The sequence below is a fragment of the Paenibacillus sp. J31R109 genome, from assembly GCF_059692055.1.
Window position 1 is genome coordinate 165,822 of sequence record NZ_JCAUAR010000004.1, and the last position, 26,324, is coordinate 192,145.

The window sequence follows — 26,324 nt, forward strand, 5'->3', positions numbered from 1 at the left end:
ACGATTTTTGTAGGGCTGGAAGCTTTTTTATTTAATTCCATGTCACTAGCTTTCTTGCCAAGCAAACCTGTACCCAATGCCCGGCTCTGTCAAAATATACTGAGGTCTTGTCGGATCCGTCTCTATTTTCTTCCTCAGATGTCCAACATACACGCGCAGGTACTGACTGTCTGATTCATACTGCTGACCGCCCCATACTTCCTTGAGTAACTGTTTATGAGTCATCACGCGTCCAGCATTAACGCCAAGCACCTTGAGCAAATCATACTCAGTTGGCGTAAGCTTCAGCTTTTCACCATGGAGTTCTACGCAGCGCTTAGCCAAATCAATAACGAGCTGCCCAAGCCTAAGCACAGGCTCATCTTGCGTTTTGGCAATATGCCGAAGCGCCACTCGCATGCGAGCCATGAATTCGCCCATACCGAATGGCTTCGTCACATAATCGTCTGCACCTCGATCTAAGGCGGCGACTTTGTCAAGCTCTTGATCCTGCGCGGTTAAGATAATGATGGGAACATTCGACCATTCACGAATGCCGTCCAATACCTCCATACCGGTCATATCTGGCAGCCCCAAATCTAACACTATGAGATCTGGCCGAAACATCGCAGCCTGCAGCAATCCTTCTTTGCCAGTTGCAGCTTCCGCTGTTACAAATCCATGTGCAGTTAACGTAACACGCATTAATTTGCGAATTTGTGCCTCGTCATCAATGACCAGAATTTTCGCCCCTGTGGTTGTCATCCTTCTCTCCATCCCTCTTAGCGAATTTCTATTGTGATAAAAGCAAGCTCAGTTCGATCACCGTACCCTGCCGACCGTCTTTTCTCTCGCTAGCGGTGATTGAACCGCCATGCGCTTCTACAATACTTTTACAGATGGCAAGCCCAAGACCTGTGCCTGGTATATGTTTCGTCCGATTTCCACGATAAAATTTTTCAAAAATCCGTTCCCTATCGGCAGGAGGTATGCCCGCCCCTTCATCCGTAATGCTCAAAAGCAGCCTATCGCCAGCCTTTTCCGCTTCAATCCGGATCTCGCTGCCTTCAGGTGAATACTTGATCGCATTGCTGAGCACGTTTATCAACACTTGTTCGATAAGCACTTCATCCAGTGGAACAGACGGAAGCTCCGGATCCAATGCGATATGAATGACTCGATTTTGCAAGGAATCCTTCAATTGCGTTAAGGCAACCCCGACAACATCCTCGATCCCGCACCACATCTTATTTAAACGCATCATCCCGCTCTCAATGCGAACCATACCGAGCAGATTCCCAACGAGTCTATTCATACGCGTAGCCCCTTCACGGGTTGTAAGGAGTAACTCTCGACGATCATCAGGACTAAAAACGTGCTCACCCTCAAGCAAGCCCGTGACAGAACCAATAATGGTAGCCAGCGGCGTACGCAATTCATGAGAGAGCGAGTCCAGCAGCGCTGTGCGAAGCTTTTCGGATTCAGCTGTCAATTGAGCCACTTTGGCTTCATCCGCTAGCTTAACCCGAGAAATAGCCACGGCCGCGAGATCCGATAATGCTTCTATGATGGGAATAAGTTCCGGCATTTCCAGCACACTGCGATGGCCAACATGCACAGCAAGCACGCCATGCATCTGATGATCGGTTGCCAATGGAATATGTAAATCAGAGGCTTCACGCAACGTCTGCGTCCCCCGACCAGCAATCGTATGGTTCGCATTGACCCAGGCCGCGATAGAGAGATGCGACTCATCACTCGCCCAATCCTTGTCATTTTTCGAGTAAGCAGTCAGCTCTTGCTCTCCCAGCTGATTCTGAAAAAAGATAGCCACTTTCGTATCCAGTGTTTCAGCAATGTGCTGAACAATCTCAATGAGTAAGACATCTAGATCAGAAATCGCTGTAATCTTGCGACTTAACGCGTATAGGGCAGCTGTATTCGCTTCTCTCTTTTGCGCTTGCTGGATCTGATTTCTAAGCTTAGAAGCAAGACTTGCCGTCAAGCCCGCCACACACAAGAAGACTATGAAGGTGAAAATATAACGTAAATCAGCTACCGACAGACTGCGCGTAGGCGGAACGAAGAAGAAGTCAAACGCCAATACACCTAATCCCGCAGCAAAAAAAGAGGGACCTCTCCCCCAACGAACCGCACTAAACAGCACCGGAAATAAATATAGGAGCGAGATATTGACGAGATCAAGGAAAGGAGCAATACCTTTTAATACAATCGTTAACACGACAATAAAAAGGCTCGTCACCCCGTACGATTTCCAGTAATTTTTTTCGTTTTGTTGAGTTTCCATAGACTTATTTTACCCTATTTCACCAAGTTTGCCACACGCACACTATTGTAACGCAGATCTCTGTAAATAAGGAGTAAAGATGAGTAGCAATTGTATAAAAAAAGTATAAAAATTGAGGTTCGGCTAAGTAACTATAGCTCTTTACTAGGTGTTGAGTTACGTTTGTCCGATATCTCCGAATTAATTTGAAGTTTTAACGCTAAAAAGTGAAAATAGTCCGATTCGGCCCAACTATCTGCCCCTTTTCCCTGTGTAGGGGTTGTTTTGGCGGATTTAGTCAGGCTAACTCGGACTAATTAAGATTTCAAGACGCGGATTGCGAGATTAGTTCGCTAATTTAGGACTAATGGGTGCCTGGGGAGGGCTTTCGGCATCTGCAAGTCGAAATAATCGACTTACACGCATTGCTCTCCCTCTACTTTTTCAAATGATACGGCACGGTCGTGACAATCAAATTCCGCTTATACAGCAGGAAGGCCCTGATCAGTAAACTGGATTGATTGTGAAGGATGTTATGCCAGTTTTTCTTGGGGATAAACTGCGGAATGATCACAGTTACCCGATAGTTGGATTCCGTTGCTTTATGTTCCACGGTATCGATAAATTTGGTCAGTGGATGCACGATACTTCGATATTGGGAGTACAGCGAAACCAAACGCACATCGGGCTGCCATTTTTGCCATTTTTCCGCAAATTTCTTCTCATCCTCCCGCTCAAACGCCACATATACCGCAATAATTTGATCTGGAGAGAGTGATTTCGCGTAGTTGAGCGAATTCTCCACCACATGGGTGAAGCCTGCAACTGGCACGATCATAACATTCCCTTCAATGGGTACGACGGGTTCACAAGAGGTTAAACGCAATTGTTCCGCGATGGCATCGTAGTGTTTTTTAATTTGATGAAAAATAAAAACGATGAGCGGGAGGAAAAGGAGTACACTCCACACTTGACCGAACTTGGTGATAAAAAAGATCATCATCACGATGAAGCTCATAATGGCGCCCACCAAATTTACGGATAATTTGAGCAACCAACCTGGCGGCCTCTCCCGACTCCATTTCACCAACATACCTGTCTGCGCCAATGTAAAGGGAATAAATACCCCTACAGCATAAAGAGGAATGAGTTGCTCCGTCTGTCCTTTGAATACGATAATTAACAACATTGAAGTGACAGCTAAGAAAATAATCCCATTCGAATACCCTAATCTATCTCCGCGCATCGTAAACATTCTTGCAATAAATTTATCTTTAGCCAAATTAACGGCCAGCAAAGGAAAGGCAGAATATCCCGTATTTGCTGCAAGAACGAGAATCATCGCTGTCGTGCCTTGGACAATATAGTACATCAGATTTCTACCAAACGTAACGGTCGCAATCTGAGAAACGACGGTTTCCTTTTCCTCAGGTGCAATGCCGTAATAGTAGGCTAAGTAAATAATCCCCGCGAAAAGAATGGCTAGTAAAAAGCCCATGGCCATCAACGTTCTGGAGGCATTATTCGGGGCAGGAGACTTAAAATTGGGAATCGCATTGGAGATCGCCTCCACCCCAGTTAGAGCAGAACTTCCCGAAGAGAAGGCTCTTAGCAAAATGAACAGGGATATGCCAGCAATCGGTGTCCCCAACGGCGTATGTAAATCGGCTGAGATTTGACCTGTTACTATTTTGTACAAACCAACCCCAATAAGAATCAGCAGTGCCACCACAAACAAGTACACGGGATACGCTAAAATGGACGCCGACTCCGTTATACCACGGAGATTGAGGATGGTAATGAATAGCACGAGCGCTAGTGCAATCGGAACTGTGTAGGCATGTAAGCTTGGAAAAGCCGAAGTTATCGCATCGGTCCCCGCAGAAATACTGACCGCTACTGTCAAAATGTAATCGACCAATAAGGAGCCGCCTGCAAACAGACCAGCGTTCATGCCTAGGTTCTCTTTGGACACGACATAGGCACCGCCGCCTTGCGGATATGCAAAAATAATTTGTCTATACGACAAAATAAGGGCAACTAAAAGAAACAGAACACCGCAACCGATAGGGATTGTATACCAGAAGGCTGCCGCACTAATGGTAATTAAAACAATTAGAATCTGCTCCGGACCATAGGCTACTGAGGATAGCGCATCCGATGAAAGAATGGCCAGGGCTTTCTTTTTATTCAGTTTCTGCTCGCCCAATTCGTGGGACTTCAATGGCTGGCCAATTAACAAACGCTTCAGATCAGATAACAATGTGTGCACCACCCAGATGTTGATATGTTCGGTTTAGTTTGTCCTTATTCTCTAAAATAATTATAAATTATGGAAATACGGACAGAACTGCACACAAAAAAACGACCGATTCGCTCGGTCGCTTAGCAGAGTAAGCACTTCATACTGATTTCAAAAAATTGAAACTACGAAACAATCTCCACATCAATCAACGTAAACTCGGTCACATCCACCAACCCACGATTAGAAATACGAATCTCCGGAATCACCGGTAGCGCGATGAGCGAGAATGTCATATACGGCGCGTTTAGGGAACAGCCGATTTGTTTCCATGCTTGATCCATCTGTGTGACTTCCGCCACTACTTCAGGCAAAGACTTCTCTGACATGAGTCCAGCGATCGTCATTGGGACCTGTGCCAGGACTTGCCCATGTTCGACCACGATCATGCCGCCGCCCAGCTTCACTAGCTCATTCGCCGCGAAGGCCATATCGGCTTCATCAATCCCCATTACAAGAAGATTGTGGCTGTCATGGGCCACTGTTGAGGCTACTGCCCCCGACGTCATACCAAAGCCATGTGCAAAGGCAAGCGATATCTGACCCGTACCCTGGTGCCGCTCGATACAAGCTAGACGAACCACGTCTTGCGCAGGGTCAGGTTGAATATGACCCGCGTCCACACGCAGCTCTGCTGTCATCTTTTCAGTTCTGGCGCTATTTTCAATAACGTTGATCACGTTGACTTTCGTTGTCTCTTGCCCAGCCTTCGATGCAAGCTTGAAGTCGTCGGCTGTCAGCTCCCGCTTCACGTTCATGGACGTACGTATATGCGCAGGATACGTAAACACAGGGAACTCTACCACGAGCTTCCCTTGCTCAGCAATCACTTGACCATCCGTGATAACGGTGGTTGGCTCCATCTTCTGCAGATCATCGATCAACAGAATGTCCGCGCACTTGCCTGGTGAGATTGAGCCTAAATCATGCTCCAGCTTAAAATAGCGCGCCACATTGATCGTAACCATTTGAATCGCTGTGACCGGATTCACGCCTTCTTCTATCGCGCGCCGCGCCACGTGATTAAGGTGTCCTTTTTCCACTAGTGTCTGTGGATTCACATCATCCGTTACAAGCGAAATATTGGACGTATTTACGCCATCCTCGGTGACGATCTTGATGACTTCTTTGACATCATGCCACGCTGAGCCTTCACGAATCATGAGATGCATCCCCATGCGAACCTTATGCAGACCTTGCTCTCTTGTTACCGTCTCATGGTCGGATGTTACGCCAGACGCTAAATAAGCTTGCAGCATGCGATCATCGTCACTTGGGAAATGTCCGGTAACGGTCTTCCCGCTTAACAGCGTTGCTTCAATTTCTCCGCACATTTTGGGATCACCATACACCACGCCTGGGAAGTTCATAACTTCACCAAGTCCCACCACATTGTCCCACTGCAGCCCCGCTTGAATATCGGCTACTTCCAGTGTAGCGCCGCCATCTTCCAGATCATTGGTCGCAGGTACGCAAGAAGGGAACGTAGTGAACACTTTAAGGGGCAGCTGCTGCCCTTCTTCATGCATCAGTCGAACACCCTCTGAGCCGAACACATTCGCAATCTCATGCGGGTCCATGAAGATACCTGTCGTCCCTTTCACAATCGCCGCTTTGGCAAATTCCGTCACAGATAGCATCGTGCTCTCTACATGCATATGGCCATCCAGTAAGCCTGGCACCAGATATTTCCCGGCTGCATCGATCAGGACAGTTTGAGCTCCGATGGTATGATCTGCCTTCCCTATATACGCAATGCGCCCAGCAGCAATCGCAACATCCATATGTGTAAGAAGTTCACCTGAATGCACGTTCACTAAGGTACCATTTTGAATAACAAGATCAGCCGCAGCTTCTCCCATTGCAACCTTAGCCAATGTACGGCTAACGTCAGTAAGTTTATTTCGATTAGGGGTATATGTCATAGATTCGTGCTCCTTTGTTCCTACATTAAAATACGTAATGATTATTAAATGTACACTTTAATGGATAGGAGAGCAACTTGCGAGAACGCCTTATCAATGTCTAGCTATTGTGATGAACAATCAACCATACGCCTTGCTCAAATGCTCCGAAATCGACGTAAAAGCGAAATCCTTCAACATGTGTTCCAGCTTAGCTTTCGTTCCTTTTACATTATAGTAATGAATGAAACGCTCTTTGAAGGGAAGCTCCAGCTGGTGCTCCGTCGGATCAATCTCGCGAGGATGCAAATAGACAATGGAGCTCTTACCTTGGCGGTTAGCCGATTGAATGGCTTTTCGAATGATCATCTCGGGAAAAAATCTAAAGTAAAATCCACCGGAATAGCCGATATTTCTCCCCGCAGCTCGCATCACAGACATCGGAATTTCGTATAAATGAAGTTCTCTGCCGTTAACGATTGGTTTATGAATCTCAGTAGGCGCTGTTGGAATGCCGTATAAGAACGTTTTTACAGGAAAAATACTTGCATCATAGATGAGGCCCATCTCTTCCAACACTTCGAGGTAGTGATGATTACTTTCAACGATCGACCATGACGGTGCCCGATACCCTTGTACCTTCGTTCCGGTTAGATTTTCGAGAATATCAATTGATTTTTGGACATCTGCACGAAACTCTTCTCTCGTCTGCTTGTAAGCTAATTCATGGGCATACCCATGAGAGGCGACATCATGACCCTCACGCGCGATAGCCTGCACGATATCGGGGTAATCCTCCCCAATACAGCCAAGTGTAAAAAAGGTCGCTTTACATCCCGCATCGCTGCACATCTGCAGCAGTGTATCCATATGTGCTCGGAAACTCGAGCCCTTACTGCGGTCTGGCTTTACATCGTCGTAGTTCGCATGAAACCATTCCTCAATATCGAATGTGAGAATGTTGTTCATGGGTTTAGTAAGATTCACAGGATTCAAAGAGTTAGACATGCTTCTTGCTCCCCTTAATCGCGAAAGAGGTGCACAAACGATCATAAACCTTCCACTCTGCGCTTCCTTTCGTCACGTACGGGAAGGGATGATAGATCTTTAAGAACTCTATATGCTCAAATCCGTGTTCGATGAACACTTTTTTCAATTCAGCCATCACGTACATACGGTCAAATTTTTTCGTTTTTTCAAACAATTGCAACACTTTCCGCTGCCAGGACTTCTGGTGCAAGGTTTCAATGAGCAGGGTTCCACCAGGCTTTGTCACCCTAGCCAGCTCTGCAATAACGGATCGATATTGATCGATAAGTTGAATCACACCAATACATAAGACGAGATCAAATTTGCCTTCCTCGAAGTGAAGAGCCGTCAGATCATCCGATGATGTGCGAAGTCCTCTTTCCGCGGCAAAGGCCAAGCTTTTCTCCGAAAAATCCACGCCATAGACGGTGTTTGCCCTAACAAGCGGCTCACTAAATGCCCCCACGCCACAACCTGCGTCCAGTATGTCTTTTCCTTGCAGCTCTCCGAGCCACTTTAACGTTTGATTGCGCTGCATAAAGAAGCTTTCCTCATTATAGTAGTCGGAGGATTGCACGGACGCACCGTGAACTTCTGCCCTCTTGTCAAAATATTGCTTCCAGCTGAGATTAGCCATGATCGATTTCCCCCGATTTTGATGTGTTATGGCATGAGATACTTGATGAGCTGTTTACCGATCGGTTCTGTCACAAAGTTAGGCATGACCTTCCAGAGTTCTACGAAGAACCGTAGCTTTTCTTTGTCCGGAGGACCCGCCTTTTTATTGGTGCTGCCCATGACATAATACGTGAGCTGCTCGGCCTTAGCCCCCCATTGTTCTTTGTATTTATACGTGCCTGAACCCGTTTGTGAACGACCTAGATCAAGCTTCTTCATACCGCTTCTAATCCCCAATTTTACCGCTTCCCAGTACATAAAATTATTCAAATATTTGTGATTATAAGCCGTCAGATTCGCACCATACGGATAATACAGCGTCGAGTTCCCCGGACTTTTGAGCAGTAACATGCCTCCAACGACCTCACCGCTCTCTACGTCTATGACCGTCAGCAGCTCAGCGTGCCCAGGGAAATTGTCCAAGAAGCGTTGGAAAAAGGAAATATCCTGCGCGGGCGACCCTAATTGCTTCATCCGCCGAACATACACCCGATGGAATGACTCCAAATTCCCCTTATCGTACGAAGCCGTAAACCAGTTGTTCTTGTACACTTTCCGGACATGGTTTCGATTGCTGCTAGACGAGAGGGCAAGCACTTCTTCTTCCGTCGTCAGTGGCAATACAAACGTATGATTGCTAAGGTTGATGGGCCCAAGCTTGTCATTCTTAATGCGGTGCTCATTCTTAAACCTCAACTCCACATAGCTCAGTTGGTAGTTCTCCTTAAGATCCGCTATGGCAGCCATCGCAAAGTGACCAGACTCCTCATTGATGGCACATATGTCCAAATAATTGATAAAAGGAAGCGAGACTCCCACCTTCTCGAGTCCTAAGTTGCGACCGCTAATCAAGGGAAGTAAGGCACATATATCATGATTGCGATCTACAATCGCATGGTATAAGCAGCGGTACCCAAACGTATCGCATAGAATTTGCCTAAAAGCTAACGTATGGTAAATCGTCCCCTGAGACCCTGCTAACCTGTCCCAGGCTTCCTTCATCTCTTCGGTATAAGGAACACAACGGTACATGCCTACTATCCTTTCAACCACAAAATGACACCAATCATAATAAACACACAACCAGCCCATTTCATGGCGCTAATTTGTTCATGGAAGATCATGATAGATACTAGAATCATAAAGATATATTGAATACTCGATACGAAAGTCACATAGCTCAGATCAAATTGGGACAGGCAATAAATCCAGATGAATGCAGCCAGCGCATAAAAGGCAAAACCCGTCACAATCAAGGGTGTCGTCATGTAACCTAGGGCAATCGCCATAATTCCACCTTCAAAATTGACAGCTCGACCCCCTATTTTAAGCAAGGTACTGGCCACAACCGTCATAAGTACGCTGGCAACTAACATGATGTATTTGATGATTTTTCCTCCTCGTTGCTTTTCTTCTCCAGCTCTTCAAGCCTTAGCTTCGTCAATCCAAGCTCCTGCGTAAGTGCCTTATTGTGCAGCTTCAAGCCTGAGATGCTAATACTCGTATTCAGCAGAAGCAAGTAGGCAGAGGCAATTAATATGGCAAAAAAAGCAGAAGGCGCATAGTCGATACCAAGCAGCTTCGAGAACCACTCCATCAGATTCGTGAACATGGACATAATCAACGTAAATATACCAATCACAAACCAGACAAGCGCATACTTCTCTCGAAGTCTTCTAGCTCTAACCATCATAAAAACCGTGCAAATTAATATAAAGCTGAAAATCACACCCATTAATTGCACACTATAGAGAGGATGCTCACTCGTTAACATACCTACCACCTCGTCCTTGTCCTTGTATAGGAGAATAAGATCGACATAATGACCTTCGTCATATAGTAGGGACTTTTGATCGGAGTAATCGATGAGACACCATGCTCACGCTCTCTCATTTCAACACCAATTTCACCGATCCGAAGCCCGTGCTTGCTCAGCAGAATAATAGCATCCGGCTCCGGATAATCGTCGGGGTAGAATTGGCTTAAGAGCCCAATGCTCTTACGATTATACATACGAAAACCTGAGGTTCCGTCTGTTATTTTGGTCTGGATTAATAGTCGAAATAAATAGTAGAACACTTTAATCCCCAGTCGCCTAGTCCATGTCGTTTGGAACGATTTGATATCTAGAAATCTAGAACCAATAACCATATCGCACCCCGTTTGCGTCATATACGCATAAAGCTTGTTTACCTCACTGGGGAGATGCTGGCCATCGCCATCAATTTGTACCATATACGAGTACCCGTTAGCATTGGCATATTTGAAGCCTGTTTGCACGGCACCACCAATCCCCAAATTAAAGGGAAGGTCCACGACTTTCACATCTCCACCGGCCTGTTTGGCAATCTCCGAAGTGTGATCCTTCGAACAATCATTAATGACAAGAATATCGCAGTTCGGCAAATTCTCGCGCACATCTCTGATTACTTTTAGAATATTGTTCTGCTCATTAAAAGCCGGGATTACAATGAGTATTTGTTGTTGTTCCATTGACGCAGCCTCCCCCAAAGTGTGTTGGTTATGACCCGGATTAAGCTGATCAATCTTTCGGCCCCATACCCACAGACGATACATATAAAGGGTAAAGCAGGAAGCTTATAGCGATACATACTATCCATGAACAGCACCATACAAAAAATAAATATCGACAAAATAACCAACCAAACAATGGATGTCCTTCTGAACATGTTGTTCTTTATCGTTGCATAAGTTCCAATAATAAATAGCACTAAGGGAATGAGATCCTTGCCAAACTTAATCAGACCCGACAAACTTCGAATATCTGTCTTCCATACCCACCAGCCAATAAAAGCGATTGCTCTTCTTCCATATAAAAGCAGGACATGGTCCCAATTATGAATAAGAAAACTTAGGATTAAGCTGCCGAATATATCCATGCGATAATCGGGTCGATAGAAATAGTCATGACTGGAAGGATTATCATAGATCCATCCCTTGGCGTAAATGTTATATAAAACTAACTTCGCGTTATATTGTAGAGAGGCAATGAGTGGATTGAATTTCTGACCCAAAGCAAGATAACTAACAACAGCGAGGATGAATAGTAAAGCGCCTACAATTGGGTATCTATACCGCTTCAGTAGAAGAAAGGTTGTCTGTTTGTTCAGATTGATTACGAGATAGAGTCCTATAAAAGCAAGTGTCAGGACACCCGTTGGCCGAAAGATCAGCATGATAAGTGAAGAAATGATGAATAGTATGGTCACTATTTTCTTTTTACTCTCCAGCATGATTAAAAGAAGTAGAACATTAAGTAGAACTAGATTCATAAAAAGACTATCTGAAAGAATGTACATCGACCAAATCATCATGTGCCAGGACGTGGCATAGAAATACGAGGCGACAATAGCGGTTACTCGGTTAAATAAGCGTAGTGTGATGAAATACACGAGGATCACACACAGGGCAGTTGTTACAGCTTGTATAAAAATAACGGTTTGCGCTTCCTTAAACACACCGATTAATAAGGTCAAAATGAGGTTATATCCCATGTAGAGAAGATCATTCATATGTAAGCCAATTTTAAAATCTGCTAACAAGGCGTGGGCGTAATCCAGATACCACTGTGAATCATCCGACTTAGGGAGTCCCTTATCTGAATGCAGGATAAAGAAGTAATACTGTAAGACACGCTTAAGGGAAAGCAATACAAGGGGGAGGAGATAGACCCATTCGTAATTCTTATATTTCACATAGATACGATAAATCAGATACACTCCGCAAACAACTCCATATCTGTAATTGTAATTGTGATCGAATTGTAAAAAAAGTGTGATATAACTATGATTAAATTGTGAAAACAACTTAGAATTTTCGACATTGCGTGATAAATTCCTGCTTCTTTTGAACTAATTAACAATAAATTTATATTAGCTATCTGGAGGTGAGAAAAATCCTCTTTTACGCAATGGAATTTGGCCGAAAAGTACGTCTCCTGACGTGATATACGCAGCATTTTAACTATCTCCACTATCCCCTTCGCTCAGTTACAATTTCCTGTCTGACAGTCAACGGGAATAAACACATCTTTAGTACTGTTGTCCTATGGTAACATTTACCTTAAAATGAAAAGGAAACGACAAGAATTTTTCTAGGGCGGTGACATTTATTCATGAGTTATCAATCACATGTGAGAAACAACGCATCGTCAGAACAACTCGATAAACATTCGAAATCAAACAGCTCGACTACACACGGTGGAAAAGCTGATCGCATGTCTCCTTTTTCCACTTCACATATTGCACAACTTCAGAGAACAATCGGCAATCGCGCCGTCGCTCAATTATTCAGGTCTCAAACATCAACACAATCACAACCAGATAAACCGATTCAGAAGAAGGAAAATAACACAGGCATGCCCGACCATCTCAAATCAGGGGTCGAAAATTTATCTGGCCTGTCCATGGATTCCGTAAAAGTGCATTACAATTCCGATAAACCTGCTCAGTTGCAAGCCTTAGCTTATGCGCAGGGAAATGACATCCATGTAGGACCTGGTCAAGAGCAGCACTTGCCTCACGAGGCTTGGCATGTCGTCCAACAACGTCAAGGCAGAGTAGCCCCAACACAACAAGCTGGTGGTGTCGCCATTAATGATGATCATGGATTAGAATCCGAAGCCGATCATATGGGAGCGAAAGCATCTGATTTAGGCGGCGAACGTATGCAAATGAAGCGATCGGACAACGATAGTTTAGTAAGTGGAGAAGCACCAAGCTCTTCGGATACGATTCAAAAAGTGGCTGCCACTCTGTACGACGGATTGGATAAGGACGATCCCAGCACCTATGATGTCGGGGGCGGGCATTCCTATGCCGATCACGGAGCGCATACGACCGAAGAACAACAACGCGAACGATTGAAAAGCGGTACCGCACCTTCCGGTCGAGTGAGTAAAGTGCCAACGGGCAAAGCCGCATCCAAATTCGTTTCGGATGATAAGCATAAAGCGGCTTTCACCAGCGCTTACAGTACTTTGGTTTCCAAAAACGCGCCAAAACAGAAGCTCGTCGGCATGGGTACAATCATCAGCGTGCCAGGTGCAGGGGTCGGTTATCTCCGTGATGGCACAGAGGTCACTTGCGATCAGGTCCAATTAGATATTCAGCCAGACAATGGCAAGTTGAAAATCAATACGATGTTTCCAGTAAGCTAGGAGGATGAGGGCATGGGTACATCTGCAGTGAACAAATTGAGTCAGGTGCTGAATGAGCTGGCTATAGCATTAACTGTCGACGGATCGCAAACAGTTGATAAGCAAGCTTTAGCGGAGCACATTGCAGAAAATGAGCTTGAAGAAGCGGGAGCTGCTCCTTCTTGGTTAATCGATCTCCTCACCGCAGTGAGCGATCGAAAGGTCACGGGAGCTTGGGTTGACTTCAAGCGTGGGACAGGCGATGACACGAATATCTTCGATTTCATCCGGCACCTGCACACGGTGCTGCCGATTGCGTACGAGAACAACGAGGAGAGCTGGTTATTAACTTTCCCGCAGCTTGGTCTGGAAGCTTGCATTTCGTTAGAGGGTTCTTGCTACAAGGTGAGCGGCATCGGCGATACGTGGGAATTAGAGGATGCGTTGAATGACTAAAAAACAGTCCCCGAAGTAAGTAGGTTACTACTTGGGGGACTGCTTTTTTTATTGTCTATGGTTGCTCTCTTAATCCTTATACGGATCAAACTCATCGGCACCAGCCATACAAACACCGATCGGCTTCAAAACATGCAGAACCTCAATCGTCTCTTCGTGCGCACCTAGCACATCTTCCAGCTTACGATACACAAAAGGACTCTCGTCCGTTCCCGCTCCACGAAGCTCCACACCGTAATCCTTGACCGCATTCATCATGCGTTCTGGTGAAATTTGTCCACCGCTTCGGGTGCGGTTTTTCCAGTTCATTTTGCCCGCCGCTTGTGTCCGGCTCATCACCCTGCCGGCGCCATGCACCGTGCTGTAGTAAGCCTCCCGATTCTCATCGGTATCTTTCCCTCTGACGATCACGGAGATATCGCACATACTCCCACCAATAAAGCCTAATTGCCCTGGGGCAGAAGGCGTAGCCCCTTTTCGAACTACTATTGTATCCTTACCATTGTGGACCTCTTTCCACGCAAAATTATGATGATTATGCACCGCGAAATCCGCTTCTGCTCCTAAAATAGCAAGCACCTGCTCGATCACATAATCTCGCCCCGCATAGGCATACCGCCCTGCCAGCGTCATGGCCCTGTAATACATGTCTCCCATTTCACTCGACAAATCCAGAAGAATCGGCGGTTGGTCCATCTTTTCACCTGGTGCGTTGCCCAGAAAATCGCGGCCGGCCGTCAGATTAATGAAACCGCTCGCTGTCTTATGACCGAACCCTCGGCTGCCAAAATGATTCGCCACCCACACACGGCCCGTGCTCACTTCTTCAAACACATCCACAAAATGATTGCCGCTGCCCACGGTTCCAAGCTGATCACGTGCTAAAGCCTTTAACTTGTCGTGCTCTTGTTTACCAATTGCTTTATACACATCCCAATCCGGGTCATCGAACAAATCATGATCAACCTTCTCATTGTTTACACGACCGATACCAAAGGAAATTTTCCGTGCAATGTGATCCATGAGTCCTGGCATACGAGACTTTATATCCCCAACCATGAGATTGGTTCTTACTGCTTTATTTCCACAAGCAATATCATAGCCTACACCTGATGGTGATAATTGACCGTCGTATACAACAACTCCGCCTATCGGCTGGCTGTATCCTTTATGATGATCTGCCATGAGGAGTGTCTGAACGACTCTTCCTGTTTCTGAACATGTTTTTGCTTGTGACAAAGCGCCCTCATCGGGTTGTCCCCAGACGCGTACGCCGTTTATATTTTGATACGCCATGTTTTTCATCTCCTGTAAGTGAAAATTAAAACTCCTATCCCCATACTTCCTTCAATGCTGCTCGAAATAACGCGTCAAGCTCCCTATCCTGACCCCCCTCACCAACCTGCATGGTGGATGCGGTTTGATCATAATAGGCGATTCTCGCCTCCAAAAACTCATTTAAAAGCTTACCTCAAGTCCCATTTTTCAATTCTTCAAGGATTTGTTGATAAACATCGGACATAGACTTTCCTCCTTCGTACATGTTGTATTCAATCCACTAACTCTATCGCCGCTACCCGCTCAACCAGAGTTGAATAGCCTTGCACAGACTGCGCAATGTAGGCAAGAACTGTGTCACTCCATCCGTAAATGTAAAAGGTTTGCGCATCCTGCACCGGAACCATCGCTTGCCGATAAGGCGCAATATCGACGATGAATGCCTTCACATCACGGTTAACCTTCGCACGGTACCGCTTCAGCTCTTCATAGAAGGCACTGCCGCTGTTCTGCTGTTCGTCTGTGATGATGATGATTTGATCTACATTCTTTTGTTCCTGAATTAGCTTCCTTACGGGCGCGCCTGTATCCGTTCCACCACGTGCTTGAATCTGTGCCGCTTGCGTTAAGATACTATCCTTACGGGAAGGGTTCGCATCCACAACATCGGTATCGAATAGCCAGAATAGGGAGTTTCCTTGCGTCTTTTTGTATAGTGCCAAGGCAAAAACCGAACCGATTTCCAGATATTGACCGCTCATGGAACCTGAGATATCCAAGAAAATAGCGGTACGCTCACCTAGCTCAGGCAAATTATCAAAAGTGAGATCTGTCGCTTCTCGCAACGCATCTCGCAAATCTGGATGTTCCACCTGGCGGAACGCAGTTGCTAACCGAATTGGCATGATTCTCGCTTTGCGGAGCGCTCCCTTATCCGTAATACGTTGAATGACATAATCCAGATTTTGTTTTTTGTCCAAAACACCGGCACGCAGCAAAGCATTCATATGGCGAAGCAACGCAAATGTCGGCATTTGAAACAGCAGCGCTTCCCACACTGCCTTCGATGGCTTGATCGCACCTGTTACGGTTTCATAGGGCAGTTTCCCACGCTCAATCCATTTGATCTGATCGGCTTCTGTTGTGGCATGTTTTAAATTCTCCAACGCCTCCACCTGCGGCAGCAAGGTAAAATTCGCCTCCTGTCCCCGCAAATAACGAAACAGCGCTTGTTGCTTTACATCCTGTGGCTTCGGATGTGCTGTAGCAATCGCATCTCCTAGACTATACCCTCTACCATGCCCGTTATACTTCATTGCCCAGTATTCAGATACATGAGCTAAGAAGCGATTCACCTGCCGTTTCACAGCTCGGCCGCCTTCTCCTCGTCCAAGCCCATTCAATATCGTTAGAAAATCCGACAAATCGGAAGGAATGCGGATGATCAGCAGAAAGATCTTGCCGAATAAGTCTGGACGATACTGAGATAAAATCGCAAGTCCAAACAACGGCTGCAAGCGCATAAAGCCTTCATTTCGCGCGAACACAATCGCTTTCGCCATAAACGTCGGATTGGCATCAGCCATTTCGTGATGTAGCTGCGCAGCCTCGGTTACTAACTCATTTTGATCTGCATAAAAGGTATTGCTCATTGTATTGGTTAGAAGAGTCTGTAGATATTGTTCCTCCACAGATCGCGTGAATGCTGGATAGTTGTCTCTGTTAACCGTATTCGGTCTAAGTGTACCAAACAATTTCTTGGCCATGCTCATGTTCTTGAGCCTCCTTTAATTAAAACACTGGTGAGGAAAAAGCAAGATAGGTCGTCTGCAGGATTCGAACCTGCCGTATTGCCCGGGTTTACCATTGGTCGATTTAGCTCGAAGTAACCCATCTCAGCGCCTCACCAGTTAGTCTTTTCGTTGATCATCATCGAGGAAATGGGTCGGAAAGGTACATGCTGCTCTACCCCTGAGCTATTCCTCCACGAGGAGGAAGTTGGATTCGAACCAACGACACGCCGATTAAAAGTCGAAGTAACCCTTCCAGGCGCCTCGATGATGTTGGGGGCCTACACTGTTTCGCGTCGGCCTTATGTACCTATCTTCGCTCATTTTCATCCCATCGAACATGGCGAAAGTATTACGACAACAGAGAAAGTTTCCCATTTCGCCCAATTCCATCCCCTGTTACAATGGTAATACGATGTAAATGGGACGGAGGAGTAGGGTGGCTAAGGAAAGCTTTGATAAAGAAATCCAGTTTCTTCGCATGCTCGTGTTGACGAGTGGCGCCTACAATAGACAGCAATTCTCAGAGCGACTGGGCATTTCTATCCATACCTTTGACAAGACGATTCGACGGTTAAAAGAGATCGTTAGCTCGACGTATCAGCACTTACCGCAGGAGGAGCGCAAAGAGTTCGCCGAAACGATTCGCTTCAGCTATTACGAGTCCACCGATCCGATGTTGCTATTTTTGTTTCGCGCCAAATCGCTGAAAGAATCTGAATCTCAGAGAATCTCGTTGCTTTTAGCCGCCATGAACGAACGAGCTTTGACAGCCATGGAACTATTGGACATCTGTTGTACCAGTCAATCGTCCGATCTATCCTTGCCTGATGAGAAAACCATTCGTTCTGACCTCAAGTATTTGGAAGAAGTTGGTGTCATTGCAAGACAAGCAGGTGCTCGTCCCTATCGCTACCGTATCCAAAATGATTTGATCCACGGACTGACGGACGATGAGCTTTATGATCTCTATGATTTCGTAGATGTCATGGCGAACACGCAGGTCCCTTCTGTTCAGGGTTATTTGCTGCGCGATGGCTTGAAGAAGCATTTTATTCGCCAACAAGCGGAGAAGCACGCGATTGAGCCTTTTTTATATAAATATCACTATTATTCTAGAATCCTAGATGAAGCGCATTTGTTCATGCTCCTTGGTGCAATCCGTAACCGGCGCAAGGTTCGATTCCTCTATTTTTCACCGAAATCCGAAAAAAGCTACGCCTCCAAGAACACCAATCCGCTATTCGAGCGGGATACGAACGGAAAAGTGGAGAAAACGATCCCGCTGAAAGTGGTCTATGATCATCAATACGGGCGATGGTATCTACTCGGAAGTGGCAGAGAAGGCGTACGCAAGTATCGCTTAGAAGGGTTAACGCAGATCGAAGAGGATGAATCCGTGGACGAGGTTGCTTTTGGGACTAGGATGAACGAGCTGCAGGAGAAAATTCAGTATAGCTGGCTAATTGATACGGGGCGGCCTGTGACGGTTCGTGCTCGATTTTACAATCCAGAAGGTTCGGCGCCTAACTTTGTTAGGGAGCGAGTCATGCTACAAGGTCAATGGGGACAAATCGTGCAAGAGGATGAGCACTCTTTTATCTATGAGATTGTGGTGAACGGGACGACAGAAATTAAGCCTTGGCTGCGCAGTTTCGGGTCTAGCTGTGAAATACTCGAGCCTGCTCAATTCCGCAGAGAAATGATTGCCGAATGGAAGGAGATTCTAGCTTATTATGAATCTGTTTGAGAAGATTTTTAATTACCAAATTATTTCCCGGCTAGAGGATTCAGGTACGTTCATGGTCACTTCGCACGAGAGGGCATGGCTTAAGACGATGCTTGGGCATCCTGCGGCTAATGAGGCTTTCACTTCTGATACGTTGGATAAACTACGCGTGATCCTAAGTCAAGATCAGGTTATGGACACCTCGGATCACCTCCTTGAAAAAGCCCGCAGTAGGGAGAAACAAGTTTACCACCCCCTTTTGCGGGTTTTACGCAGGCTTATTTCGGAGAGAACTGGAATACGCTTAACCTATGAGATTAAAAGCGGACGCATGCAATCAGACCAATCTGGGCTTCCCTATAAATTAGAATATTCCATGGTCAAAAGAGAATGGTACCTGCTTTGGTATGATTTTCGGCATCACACAATCATGCGCACTAAATTAGATAAGATTATAAGTGTCACCGCTGAGGCATTGAAAACAGAGGATGCAGATAGCATTCTGATGAAGAGCAAAAGGGCTCTAGACGCTCGGAAAGGCGAAACCGTCCTTGAGGTCGTTCGTGATTACAATAGAGAGCTGTCGCGTATTCTATATGCCCTTTCCAGTTTTGAAAAAGACGTTGCCTATGATACCGAGAATGATATCTATAGAGTCAGGGTAACTATTCTTGGGGACGAAACGGAGTATCTGCTTTCGAAGATCCGGTTTCTCGGAAAGCGTGTCCGGGTCGTTGAGGGAGATTTTTTAAAAAGACGTATGCTGGAGTCGGCGACAAAGGCTTTGGCGCGTTACGGAGTAAGCTCGGTCGACGAGGACAAGGAGGGAGCTATATAAAACCTGCGGATGATAGGGATAACGGCGAGGCCATCTCAAAAGTCAATTTAGACCTTATGGAATAGCCTCTCAAGGATATAGCGGAGATAACTCCACATCGATTCGATCAGCTATTAGCGTATAGAACTCGGGAAATCTTGGATCTGCTTTACTTGCGATCTCTTCAAATGTTCGAATGTATAGTCCCGCTGCACTAATCGCAGTTATTATCTCACCGACAGTCCAGCTTCGTACTAACACATTACGCAGCTCAGAACGTTCTTCCTCGGGAAGCAGCTTAGCAAACGCCACTTGTCCTTCCTTAATGCGATCATCAAAATAGTTGCCAGTTGGCTCTGGCAGGTTATATGTATTCAGCCATGCCCGTGCAAAAGGATGAAAGTCGGTCAAAATAAACCGGCCCTTGTTCCATAGTCTACGTTGAACCACGCTGAAAATAGCATGGAGATCTGTAAAATAATGCAAAACACCAAACTCCATCAACACGATGTCAAATTGGCCTAGCGTTTCTTCGTTGGGGATATCCAAAGCATCCGAGCAGATATAATCAATTTGAACTCCAGTAGCTGCAGCAACCTGCATCGCGTACAACCGATTTTCTTCCGATATGTCCACCACGGTCACTTCCGCACCTAACAATGCCAGAGAAATTGCCTTTCTACCGTGTGAGCCTAGAAGGTTAAGAACACGCTTTCCTGCTGGATCACCCATATACTTTAGCCAGTAACGCAAATGATGTTTGTGTTCTAGTTTCAATTCCGCTGCAAGTTCTTCTGGTGTTCCAAAATGTTGAACCCATGCTTGATACGCTTTCGTTTCCCATGCCATTTTGTTCGCAGTAGAGAGTTGTTTTTGCAATGACATACCTCCCAGACTTATTTAATTACTCCAGATGGTATATAATACCATTTACTTTTTTATTGTCAATATTTTCTTTTCAAAAAATAAAAGAGCCGAATGGATCGTGCTCATCCACTCAGCTCTAAGCATTATTTTACAATAATTTGTATAACATCACTTACCGTTGTTCCACTTTCATTCATAAACTCGCCACGATACTGATAACCGCCAGGAGCTTTCCCAGAAATGTGTGTCGTTGCTGATTGCGCACTGGGTGTGTGTGAAGATAAAGCTTGCGTCTCAATAAGTTCACCATTTTCGTATAAGCGATACGCTACCGCGTTCGTCCCCCACCACATATTCGCGGTAATGGTATAGTTCCCATCTTGATCCCAGTTGTCACTGGACAACACAGGTTTTCCGGGATTCGCTTCAACTACTGTGACGGTGTGTGGATCACACGCAGTCTTCCCAAACGAATTCGATAACTCACATGTATACACATAGGTTCCGTTGGGCTTACCTTGAATCGGAATCATGGAAGTCTGGGCTGCTGGCGATGCATCGGCCAGTGGACTCGTTTGGATCAGCTGGCCATTCTCGTACAACTTATACAGTGATCCATTATTCCCCCACCACATATTCATCGTAATCTCGTAATTTCCATCCTGCAAGCCTGTCGTAACAACATTGTTATCCGATAGTATCGGTTTAGCTGGTGCGAGTACGTTGTTGGCAAGTGCTGAGCTAAACGACTGCCGCTCGAACTTAACGGCATCAGCCCTCGTATAAATCATATCCGCAGGAAGGGTTGGCGGATCTACGGTAGTCGCAGTCTCCCTAGTCAAACGAACATACTCGCTGCCGTCTCCTGTAAAATCGAACGTACCAAGATTAACCCAGCCCGACGAGCCGACTGTCGCATCGAGATACGTGACCTCAGTCACCGACTGATGCTTCACTTCGACTTTGACATGATTATCGTTGGCCGTTGTATGGACGAGCTTGTAGATAGAAACCGTATATCTCCCCTCTGGAAACTGAGCTTTCCATGTCGCCGACGATCCTTGAACGGTTGAGTAACGGGATTTCACGCCAATTTTGTAACCAGCTAAATTGCTCTGGCTCCAAGATCCTTCTGTCGTGTATAACCCTGCCGTATTCGTGCTGTCGACGATAACCGTCAGATCCCTGATCGCTATGGTCAAATGTGGTGTTGATAAGGTAACTCCATCCAACGTTACCGTGGCCCACACCTCGATGTGATCGGTTACACCATCCAAGCTTTGAAGGGTCACCAAACCGTTGCTGTCCACTGTAGCCAGATCGGTTCTATCAACAAAATACTGCACGTTTGCCTGTGTCAAATCACCGATCAATCCGTTGTCCAAATAGCCGGTTACACTCAGTTGAGCCGCTTGCGTCATTTGCAGTTCGTCCCGATCTGATTGGATGACCACGGACTCCAATTGCAGTGTCCTATTCGGGTCTACCCACATCATGGCATCGGCAACTACCCTTGACTTGTTAGCCTTATTCGTTAATTCGACATACCCACTATCCCCTGCTGCAAAAGGATAAGCGCCTAGGAACACCCACGCCCCACTGGCCGTTGTCTGATCAACGGTAACCGTCTCCGAGCCACCGCTATAATACACGGTAAAGGAAGCATTGGTTGCCCAATTTTCGCTTGTGGCTGTTATTTGCGGTAACTTGTAATACACGCTATAAGTAACACTCTCTGGCAGCTCTGGCTGCCATTTCATTGTACTTGTTGCTGTGCCCGTGGTCGATTTGGCATACACGTAGTTATCGTAGTAGTAGTCATTGGCGGTGGTATCTCGTATCCAGACGCCTTCTGTATCCGCCTCCGTATTATCAACAATGATGGATGAGCCACCCTGCCATTCCGGTTGAACCGGCGTTGCTGCAACGTGATCAGCTAGATATAGCGTCCGCTTGCGAGTCTGTTTGCCGTCCGATTCCACATAGTAGGTGAAAGTCTTTGATAAATCATTTACCCGTATCGACCATTCCATCGGATAAATTGTATCTGGAACAGTCGTGTAGGTGGCGCCGCCATCCAAGGAGTAATGGATTGTCGCTGGCTTTGTCGTTTTGGCCTCCACGTAAGCATCGTAGGACGTTTCATCTGGCTTGACGATGAGCATGCCTTTCACAGCATCGATTGGACTGTGCACATCGAAGAAATAGCTTGCATCCGATGTATCGGCTGTTCGAACCTGGTGCAGCGGCACATCAATGTCGAGTCCTTCCACGATGATGGCTGTTATTCCCTTGGCCGAAACTGTTGCCTGAATGACTCCACCACTCATAACCGCTTGCTGTGGTGTCCCGTTATCGCGGATGATGGTGACGTTATAATCTTGCGCTGGGTTGAACCCGATCATTTGCGCATTCAATTGGATCGGAGTCTGTACCTCAGATGTCGATTCGTTACTTAAACTGATGTAGAATTTATTTCCGCTTTCTCCCGTTATCCAGTTCAGTTGTGGGTGGTTAGTCTCAATAATCCCCTTCGGCATCCAGAGCCACACGTTGGAATTGCCGTAAAATTGGCCTGGTTTATTCCCATAGAGGTGATATTTGAACCATAAGAAATTCGTTTCAAATACGGAAGGGAACGTAATACTCCCATTCGATTTCAGCGATTGTTCGGTAATCAAATAGTCCATCGTTTGTCCGAGCTGCGCCGGCATATGGTGATAATAGATGGATGTAGCTCCGCTTGGACCTTCCAGTGGAAAATCCGGCTCCAGTTGACTTACGGCGAAGCCCTTATAGTAATACCCTGGATAGTTAGAATAGCGCCCGATAACCGCATTATGAGCGATATCTTGCAGTAGTTTATCGCCGGTATAGAGCGACAACCTCAGCATAAACGGAGCCTCCTGCGCATTCATCCGGTAATAGCCGGTTGTACTCCCCGCTTCAAACGTCAACCCATTGGGTGAAACAAGCCAACTTTCCGCTTGTACGCCTCCAGCTACATCTTCAGGAAGTTTGTTTCTAGGATAGTCGTATTTCCCACTTTCCGGCCAGTGGAACGACTCCGCGTAATTATACGTCTCCGGCTGTGGAATCGTCACAGTGCTTTCGGGAACCGGACGAGCCACGAACATCGTGGCGTACTGCTTGGCTTCCTTGTATGCAGCATTCAAGTATTTAGGATCTTGCGTTTCCTCATACAGCTCCAAGATCTCCATCCACAGCTTGCTATAATAATAGATAAACTCATTTTTACTCACATTCGTGGTTGCAGGTATATCGATATTTTGAGCGATATAGCTGTCGGCTGCATCCTTAGCATCTTGTAGATACTGGGCATCACCTGTCATGCGATACATCATAAGGGGTTGAATGACCGGCCCTCTATCCTTCTGCTCAGGATCTCGCACAAGGTACTCTTCCTGACCCAGCGCCCCAATGCCTGCCGAAGTGCCCAGCATTTGATTAACAGCAGCTACACTTGAAAAATCGAACGGCAAGGTTGCCATTTTCCATAATGAGGGCACGCTGTATACAGGCTTCTGTGTCGGCGACCAGCCGATACCATTACGTGATACCCCGTACTGGATCAACGGCAACGCCCTACTATCGTAAAGCTGGTCGTCTCCGGTCAAATAATAAGCTCCAAGCAAAGCCGCATTCGATGTAGTTCGTACACTATCCTCATTCTCGATATCAATGAAGCCCTTGGCCCTACTCCACCACCCGCTTGGCGAAGGGACATAATTAACAGAATCGTCCCCCTGCGGCTCTATCTTGAGCAGATCGATCATATTGAACATCGCGTCAGTAAGCGAATGATCGGCCACATTTTCCCGATATGCCATATATTCGTATTCCGTGCGGAGAATATCCTCGTAAGCATCATACAGTTTGCTTTTCTGAGCGATTAAGCCTATATGGAACTGATACGTGCTTTCCGCAGTCATTTGCGAATACGTCCCTAGTTGTGGCGCATAAAGAATCGGCTGTACACTGCCTTCATTATTCACAAGACTCATCCCAAGCCGCTGCTGGGAGACACCTCCTGTCGGTTCAAACTCAACCGGAAGCTGCTCTGATGGTACAAATACGCCATACGTCAGTGCATTTCCCGCTCCGTCATTTTTCTCAACCAGACTCATCGGAGCACTTAGCTCACGCAAGCTAGTTGATTCGACCGAACCTACCATTTTGGCATGCGACCTGAAGCCATTTAACACTTCATTGACACCAGAGACTGACTCTGTTGTGAAAGACTGATAGCCAATTACATAGTTGCCATTCCGACGAGGTGTAAAGTTGTAAGAAACATCCGGTTTATCCCCTGACATAGACCAATTCACCTGAAAATCGTAATCGCTGCCATGCAACGAATCGGTCAATACGGCAGTCTGGCTATCCGGAAAAGTAATCCCGTCAAATGTAAGCCAACGTGTATTCATCGTATCGTAGTAATTCGTTCGACTCCCCGCATTCCCATCCAATAAGACCCATTGTTCTTCCAGTCTTTCTGCCACATTATTGATAGGTACCCAGTTCCCCGTACCCGCGTCCTTGTAGAACAGATCACGAACGATGGATTTGCCGCCATCCCAAGCGGCTTCATAGAACGTCGCCTTATAGTTAGTGTTTTCAATACTGCCTTTCTCCGTATAACTAAGATTCGCCAGTGTACGGCTGCGCAGCGGAGGCAACGGTGGCGCTTGCTGCCGAATATTCCCTTCGAACTTGACCGCATCAGCACGCGTAATAATCGTTCCCGTCGTAGGTTGCGTTCGCGTCAGGCGAACAAACTCTGTATCATCACCGCTGAAATAATAGCTCCCCAAATCGACCCAACCCGCGGCGGGACCTGATGAAGGTCTTAGATCCATAAACATGACATCCGTCATCCCATTATGCACAATTTCAATTTTCACATTACTATCTGCTTTATCCGCCCAATCCAACTTGTAAAATGATATTTTCGTTGTTCCCGCTTCCAACCGCGGATTCCATGTGATCGTTCTTCCTACAGCATCTGTAAAGTTGGAACTGGAATTGTTGTACCCCTTCACACCTGTACTTGTGCTCCAATATGGAGCGGAGTATCCATTAATCTTGTTATCCACATCGACAGTGACCACACCATCCGTTGTGATGCTGCCATTATCAATAATGATTGTCTTATGAGGCTCTTTTTGCTGAATATTCCCTTCGAACTTGACTGCATCCGCTCGCGTAAGTATCGTGCTGGTGCTGCTGGTCGACCGAGTTAATTTGACGTATTCTTCACCAATCCCGGAAAAATAGAACTCTCCTAGGTCAACCCATCCCACAGGCGCCCCGAATGAAGGTCTCAAATCTATAAATTGAACATCCGTCGTGCCGTTATGAACAATTTCAATTTTCACATTGCTATCTGCTTTATCCGCCCAATCTAGCTTGTAAAATGATATTCTCGCCGTGCCTGCGTCTAATCGTGGATTCCACGATATCGTCCTGCCTACTGTACTTGTATATTTGGAGCTGGAATTCGCATACCCTTTCACACCGGTACTTGTGGTCCAATTCGGAGCCGAGTATCCGTTATTCATGTTATCCGCATCAGGGGTCACAACACCATCAATCGTGATGCTCCCGTCATCGATGATGATTGTCTTGTACGGTAAGGTATCTGCACTAGCAATTCCTTTTCCAAAAAAGCTGAGTGGCATTATCATCGTCATCATCAAAACGATTAAGAACAGCTTCTTTTTTATCATATAACTCACTTCCTTCCATTTATTGACAGCGCTTTCAAAACAATATTTTCCTCCTTTATTGAAATGATGAGAAAGAAGCAATAAGCCCTATCTGTCAGGCTAAATCTTCTCCGTCCGTTTTAGCATAGCATGTAACCTAAGCGTGAAATTTCTTTAATTTCTAGAATTTCTTATAAGATTTTAAGTGAAATGTCCCTTACGTTCTCCCATCCAGACACAACAATAAAGCCATCCAAAAGCAAAAGAGTCTACTTTAGGACGGCCTCTTATACGTGCAGCTGTGGATCCTCTACGTGACGA

General features: G+C 46.1%; 18 protein-coding genes and 2 pseudogenes. 4 read left to right on the forward strand and 16 right to left on the reverse strand.

The features are described from left to right. Positions 1-45 precede the first annotated feature (45 nt). The 11 genes from AC58QT_RS13745 to AC58QT_RS13795 all read right to left on the reverse strand — a co-directional run bounded on the left by AC58QT_RS13745 (position 46) and on the right by AC58QT_RS13795 (position 11,919). On the reverse strand, positions 46-744 hold the full coding sequence (locus AC58QT_RS13745; protein ID WP_497409463.1) for a response regulator: 699 nt from the start codon (positions 742-744) through the stop codon (positions 46-48). A 28-nt stretch (positions 745-772) separates the two neighbouring features. Next, positions 773-2,287: an ATP-binding protein gene (locus AC58QT_RS13750; protein ID WP_497409464.1), complete on the reverse strand. Its 1,515-nt coding sequence runs from the start codon at positions 2,285-2,287 to the stop codon at positions 773-775. A 415-nt stretch (positions 2,288-2,702) separates the two neighbouring features. Then, positions 2,703-4,529 carry an APC family permease gene (locus tag AC58QT_RS13755; RefSeq protein WP_497409465.1) on the reverse strand — a complete coding sequence of 609 codons (1,827 nt, stop codon included), beginning with the start codon at positions 4,527-4,529 and terminating at the stop codon, positions 2,703-2,705. Positions 4,530-4,693: 164 nt separating this feature from the next. After that, complete coding sequence (gene ade, locus AC58QT_RS13760; protein ID WP_497409466.1) at positions 4,694-6,493, reverse strand: adenine deaminase; 1,800 nt, start codon at positions 6,491-6,493, stop codon at positions 4,694-4,696. Positions 6,494-6,613: 120 nt separating this feature from the next. Then, positions 6,614-7,480 (reverse strand): DUF3473 domain-containing protein, encoded by an 867-nt coding sequence (locus tag AC58QT_RS13765; RefSeq protein WP_497409467.1) that lies wholly within the window; start codon positions 7,478-7,480, stop codon positions 6,614-6,616. Continuing rightward, positions 7,473-8,138: a class I SAM-dependent methyltransferase gene (locus AC58QT_RS13770; RefSeq protein WP_497409468.1), complete on the reverse strand. Its 666-nt coding sequence runs from the start codon at positions 8,136-8,138 to the stop codon at positions 7,473-7,475. Before AC58QT_RS13770 ends, AC58QT_RS13765 begins: the two co-directional genes overlap by 8 nt. 26 nt (positions 8,139-8,164) lie before the next feature. Beyond that, positions 8,165-9,211, reverse strand: coding sequence for a GNAT family N-acetyltransferase (locus tag AC58QT_RS13775; RefSeq protein WP_497409469.1), 1,047 nt, complete (start codon positions 9,209-9,211; stop codon positions 8,165-8,167). Between the two features lie 5 nt (positions 9,212-9,216). Continuing rightward, positions 9,217-9,468: an EamA family transporter gene (locus AC58QT_RS13780; protein WP_497280775.1), complete on the reverse strand. Its 252-nt coding sequence runs from the start codon at positions 9,466-9,468 to the stop codon at positions 9,217-9,219. An 80-nt stretch (positions 9,469-9,548) separates the two neighbouring features. After that, the gene (locus AC58QT_RS13785; protein WP_310499836.1) at positions 9,549-9,953 is read right to left on the reverse strand and encodes a DUF2304 domain-containing protein; all 405 of its coding nucleotides are present in this window, start codon (positions 9,951-9,953) and stop codon (positions 9,549-9,551) included. A 2-nt stretch (positions 9,954-9,955) separates the two neighbouring features. Beyond that, positions 9,956-10,672 carry a glycosyltransferase family 2 protein gene (locus tag AC58QT_RS13790; protein ID WP_497409470.1) on the reverse strand — a complete coding sequence of 239 codons (717 nt, stop codon included), beginning with the start codon at positions 10,670-10,672 and terminating at the stop codon, positions 9,956-9,958. Next, positions 10,645-11,919, reverse strand: coding sequence for a glycosyltransferase family 39 protein (locus AC58QT_RS13795; RefSeq protein WP_497409471.1), 1,275 nt, complete (start codon positions 11,917-11,919; stop codon positions 10,645-10,647). Before AC58QT_RS13795 ends, AC58QT_RS13790 begins: the two co-directional genes overlap by 28 nt. Positions 11,920-12,314: 395 nt before the next feature. On the opposite strand from AC58QT_RS13795, the gene AC58QT_RS13800 reads away from it, so the two are divergent. Next, a complete protein-coding gene (locus AC58QT_RS13800; protein ID WP_497409472.1) occupies positions 12,315-13,358 on the forward strand; it encodes an eCIS core domain-containing protein in 1,044 nt (347 codons plus the stop codon). A gap of 12 nt (positions 13,359-13,370) precedes the next feature. Then, on the forward strand, positions 13,371-13,793 hold the full coding sequence (locus tag AC58QT_RS13805; protein ID WP_497409473.1) for a hypothetical protein: 423 nt from the start codon (positions 13,371-13,373) through the stop codon (positions 13,791-13,793). A gap of 69 nt (positions 13,794-13,862) precedes the next feature. Here the strand turns inward: AC58QT_RS13805 and AC58QT_RS13810 are convergent, their stop codons facing one another. Next, positions 13,863-15,089, reverse strand: a complete 1,227-nt coding sequence (locus tag AC58QT_RS13810) for an RtcB family protein (protein ID WP_497409474.1) — start codon at positions 15,087-15,089, stop codon at positions 13,863-13,865. 254 nt (positions 15,090-15,343) lie between these two features. Next, on the reverse strand, positions 15,344-16,843 hold the full coding sequence (locus AC58QT_RS13815; protein ID WP_497409475.1) for a TROVE domain-containing protein: 1,500 nt from the start codon (positions 16,841-16,843) through the stop codon (positions 15,344-15,346). 457 nt (positions 16,844-17,300) lie between these two features. Here AC58QT_RS13815 and AC58QT_RS13820 point away from each other — a divergent pair, with 457 nt between their 5' ends. Both AC58QT_RS13820 and AC58QT_RS13825 read left to right on the forward strand, forming a co-directional pair. Beyond that, positions 17,301-18,611, forward strand: a complete 1,311-nt coding sequence (locus AC58QT_RS13820; RefSeq protein WP_497409476.1) for a helix-turn-helix transcriptional regulator — start codon at positions 17,301-17,303, stop codon at positions 18,609-18,611. Beyond that, on the forward strand, positions 18,598-19,428 hold the full coding sequence (locus AC58QT_RS13825) for a WYL domain-containing protein (RefSeq protein WP_497409477.1): 831 nt from the start codon (positions 18,598-18,600) through the stop codon (positions 19,426-19,428). The genes AC58QT_RS13820 and AC58QT_RS13825 overlap by 14 nt, the downstream gene beginning before the upstream one ends. Positions 19,429-19,497: 69 nt before the next feature. Here the strand turns inward: AC58QT_RS13825 and AC58QT_RS13830 are convergent, their stop codons facing one another. From AC58QT_RS13830 to AC58QT_RS13840, 3 genes and pseudogenes are all read right to left on the reverse strand, one after another. Next, the gene (locus tag AC58QT_RS13830) at positions 19,498-20,286 is read right to left on the reverse strand and encodes a class I SAM-dependent methyltransferase (protein ID WP_497409478.1); all 789 of its coding nucleotides are present in this window, start codon (positions 20,284-20,286) and stop codon (positions 19,498-19,500) included. A 131-nt stretch (positions 20,287-20,417) separates the two neighbouring features. Continuing rightward, a pseudogene (locus tag AC58QT_RS13835) lies at positions 20,418-20,987 on the reverse strand (chitinase N-terminal domain-containing protein); the annotation flags it as partial. Between the two features lie 117 nt (positions 20,988-21,104). Continuing rightward, positions 21,105-26,024, reverse strand: a pseudogene (locus AC58QT_RS13840) (golvesin C-terminal-like domain-containing protein); the annotation flags it as partial. Positions 26,025-26,324: the final 300 nt, after the last annotated feature.

Excerpts from the sequence above, each read along its gene's own strand:
- AC58QT_RS13805 (WP_497409473.1), top strand. The coding sequence starts at position 13,371 with ATGGGTACATCTGCAGTGAACAAATTGAGTCAGGTGCTGAATGAGCTG.
- AC58QT_RS13785 (WP_310499836.1), bottom strand. The coding sequence starts at position 9,953 with ATGTTAACGAGTGAGCATCCTCTCTATAGTGTGCAATTAATGGGTGTG.
- AC58QT_RS13780 (WP_497280775.1), bottom strand. The coding sequence starts at position 9,468 with ATGGCGATTGCCCTAGGTTACATGACGACACCCTTGATTGTGACGGGT.
- AC58QT_RS13825 (WP_497409477.1), top strand. The coding sequence starts at position 18,598 with ATGAATCTGTTTGAGAAGATTTTTAATTACCAAATTATTTCCCGGCTA.
- AC58QT_RS13770 (WP_497409468.1), bottom strand. The coding sequence starts at position 8,138 with ATGGCTAATCTCAGCTGGAAGCAATATTTTGACAAGAGGGCAGAAGTT.
- AC58QT_RS13745 (WP_497409463.1), bottom strand. The coding sequence starts at position 744 with ATGACAACCACAGGGGCGAAAATTCTGGTCATTGATGACGAGGCACAA.
- AC58QT_RS13765 (WP_497409467.1), bottom strand. The coding sequence starts at position 7,480 with ATGTCTAACTCTTTGAATCCTGTGAATCTTACTAAACCCATGAACAAC.
- ade (WP_497409466.1), bottom strand. The coding sequence starts at position 6,493 with ATGACATATACCCCTAATCGAAATAAACTTACTGACGTTAGCCGTACA.
- AC58QT_RS13775 (WP_497409469.1), bottom strand. The coding sequence starts at position 9,211 with ATGTACCGTTGTGTTCCTTATACCGAAGAGATGAAGGAAGCCTGGGAC.
- AC58QT_RS13815 (WP_497409475.1), bottom strand. The coding sequence starts at position 16,843 with ATGAGCATGGCCAAGAAATTGTTTGGTACACTTAGACCGAATACGGTT.
- AC58QT_RS13800 (WP_497409472.1), top strand. The coding sequence starts at position 12,315 with ATGAGTTATCAATCACATGTGAGAAACAACGCATCGTCAGAACAACTC.
- AC58QT_RS13750 (WP_497409464.1), bottom strand. The coding sequence starts at position 2,287 with ATGGAAACTCAACAAAACGAAAAAAATTACTGGAAATCGTACGGGGTG.
- AC58QT_RS13790 (WP_497409470.1), bottom strand. The coding sequence starts at position 10,672 with ATGGAACAACAACAAATACTCATTGTAATCCCGGCTTTTAATGAGCAG.
- AC58QT_RS13810 (WP_497409474.1), bottom strand. The coding sequence starts at position 15,089 with ATGGCGTATCAAAATATAAACGGCGTACGCGTCTGGGGACAACCCGAT.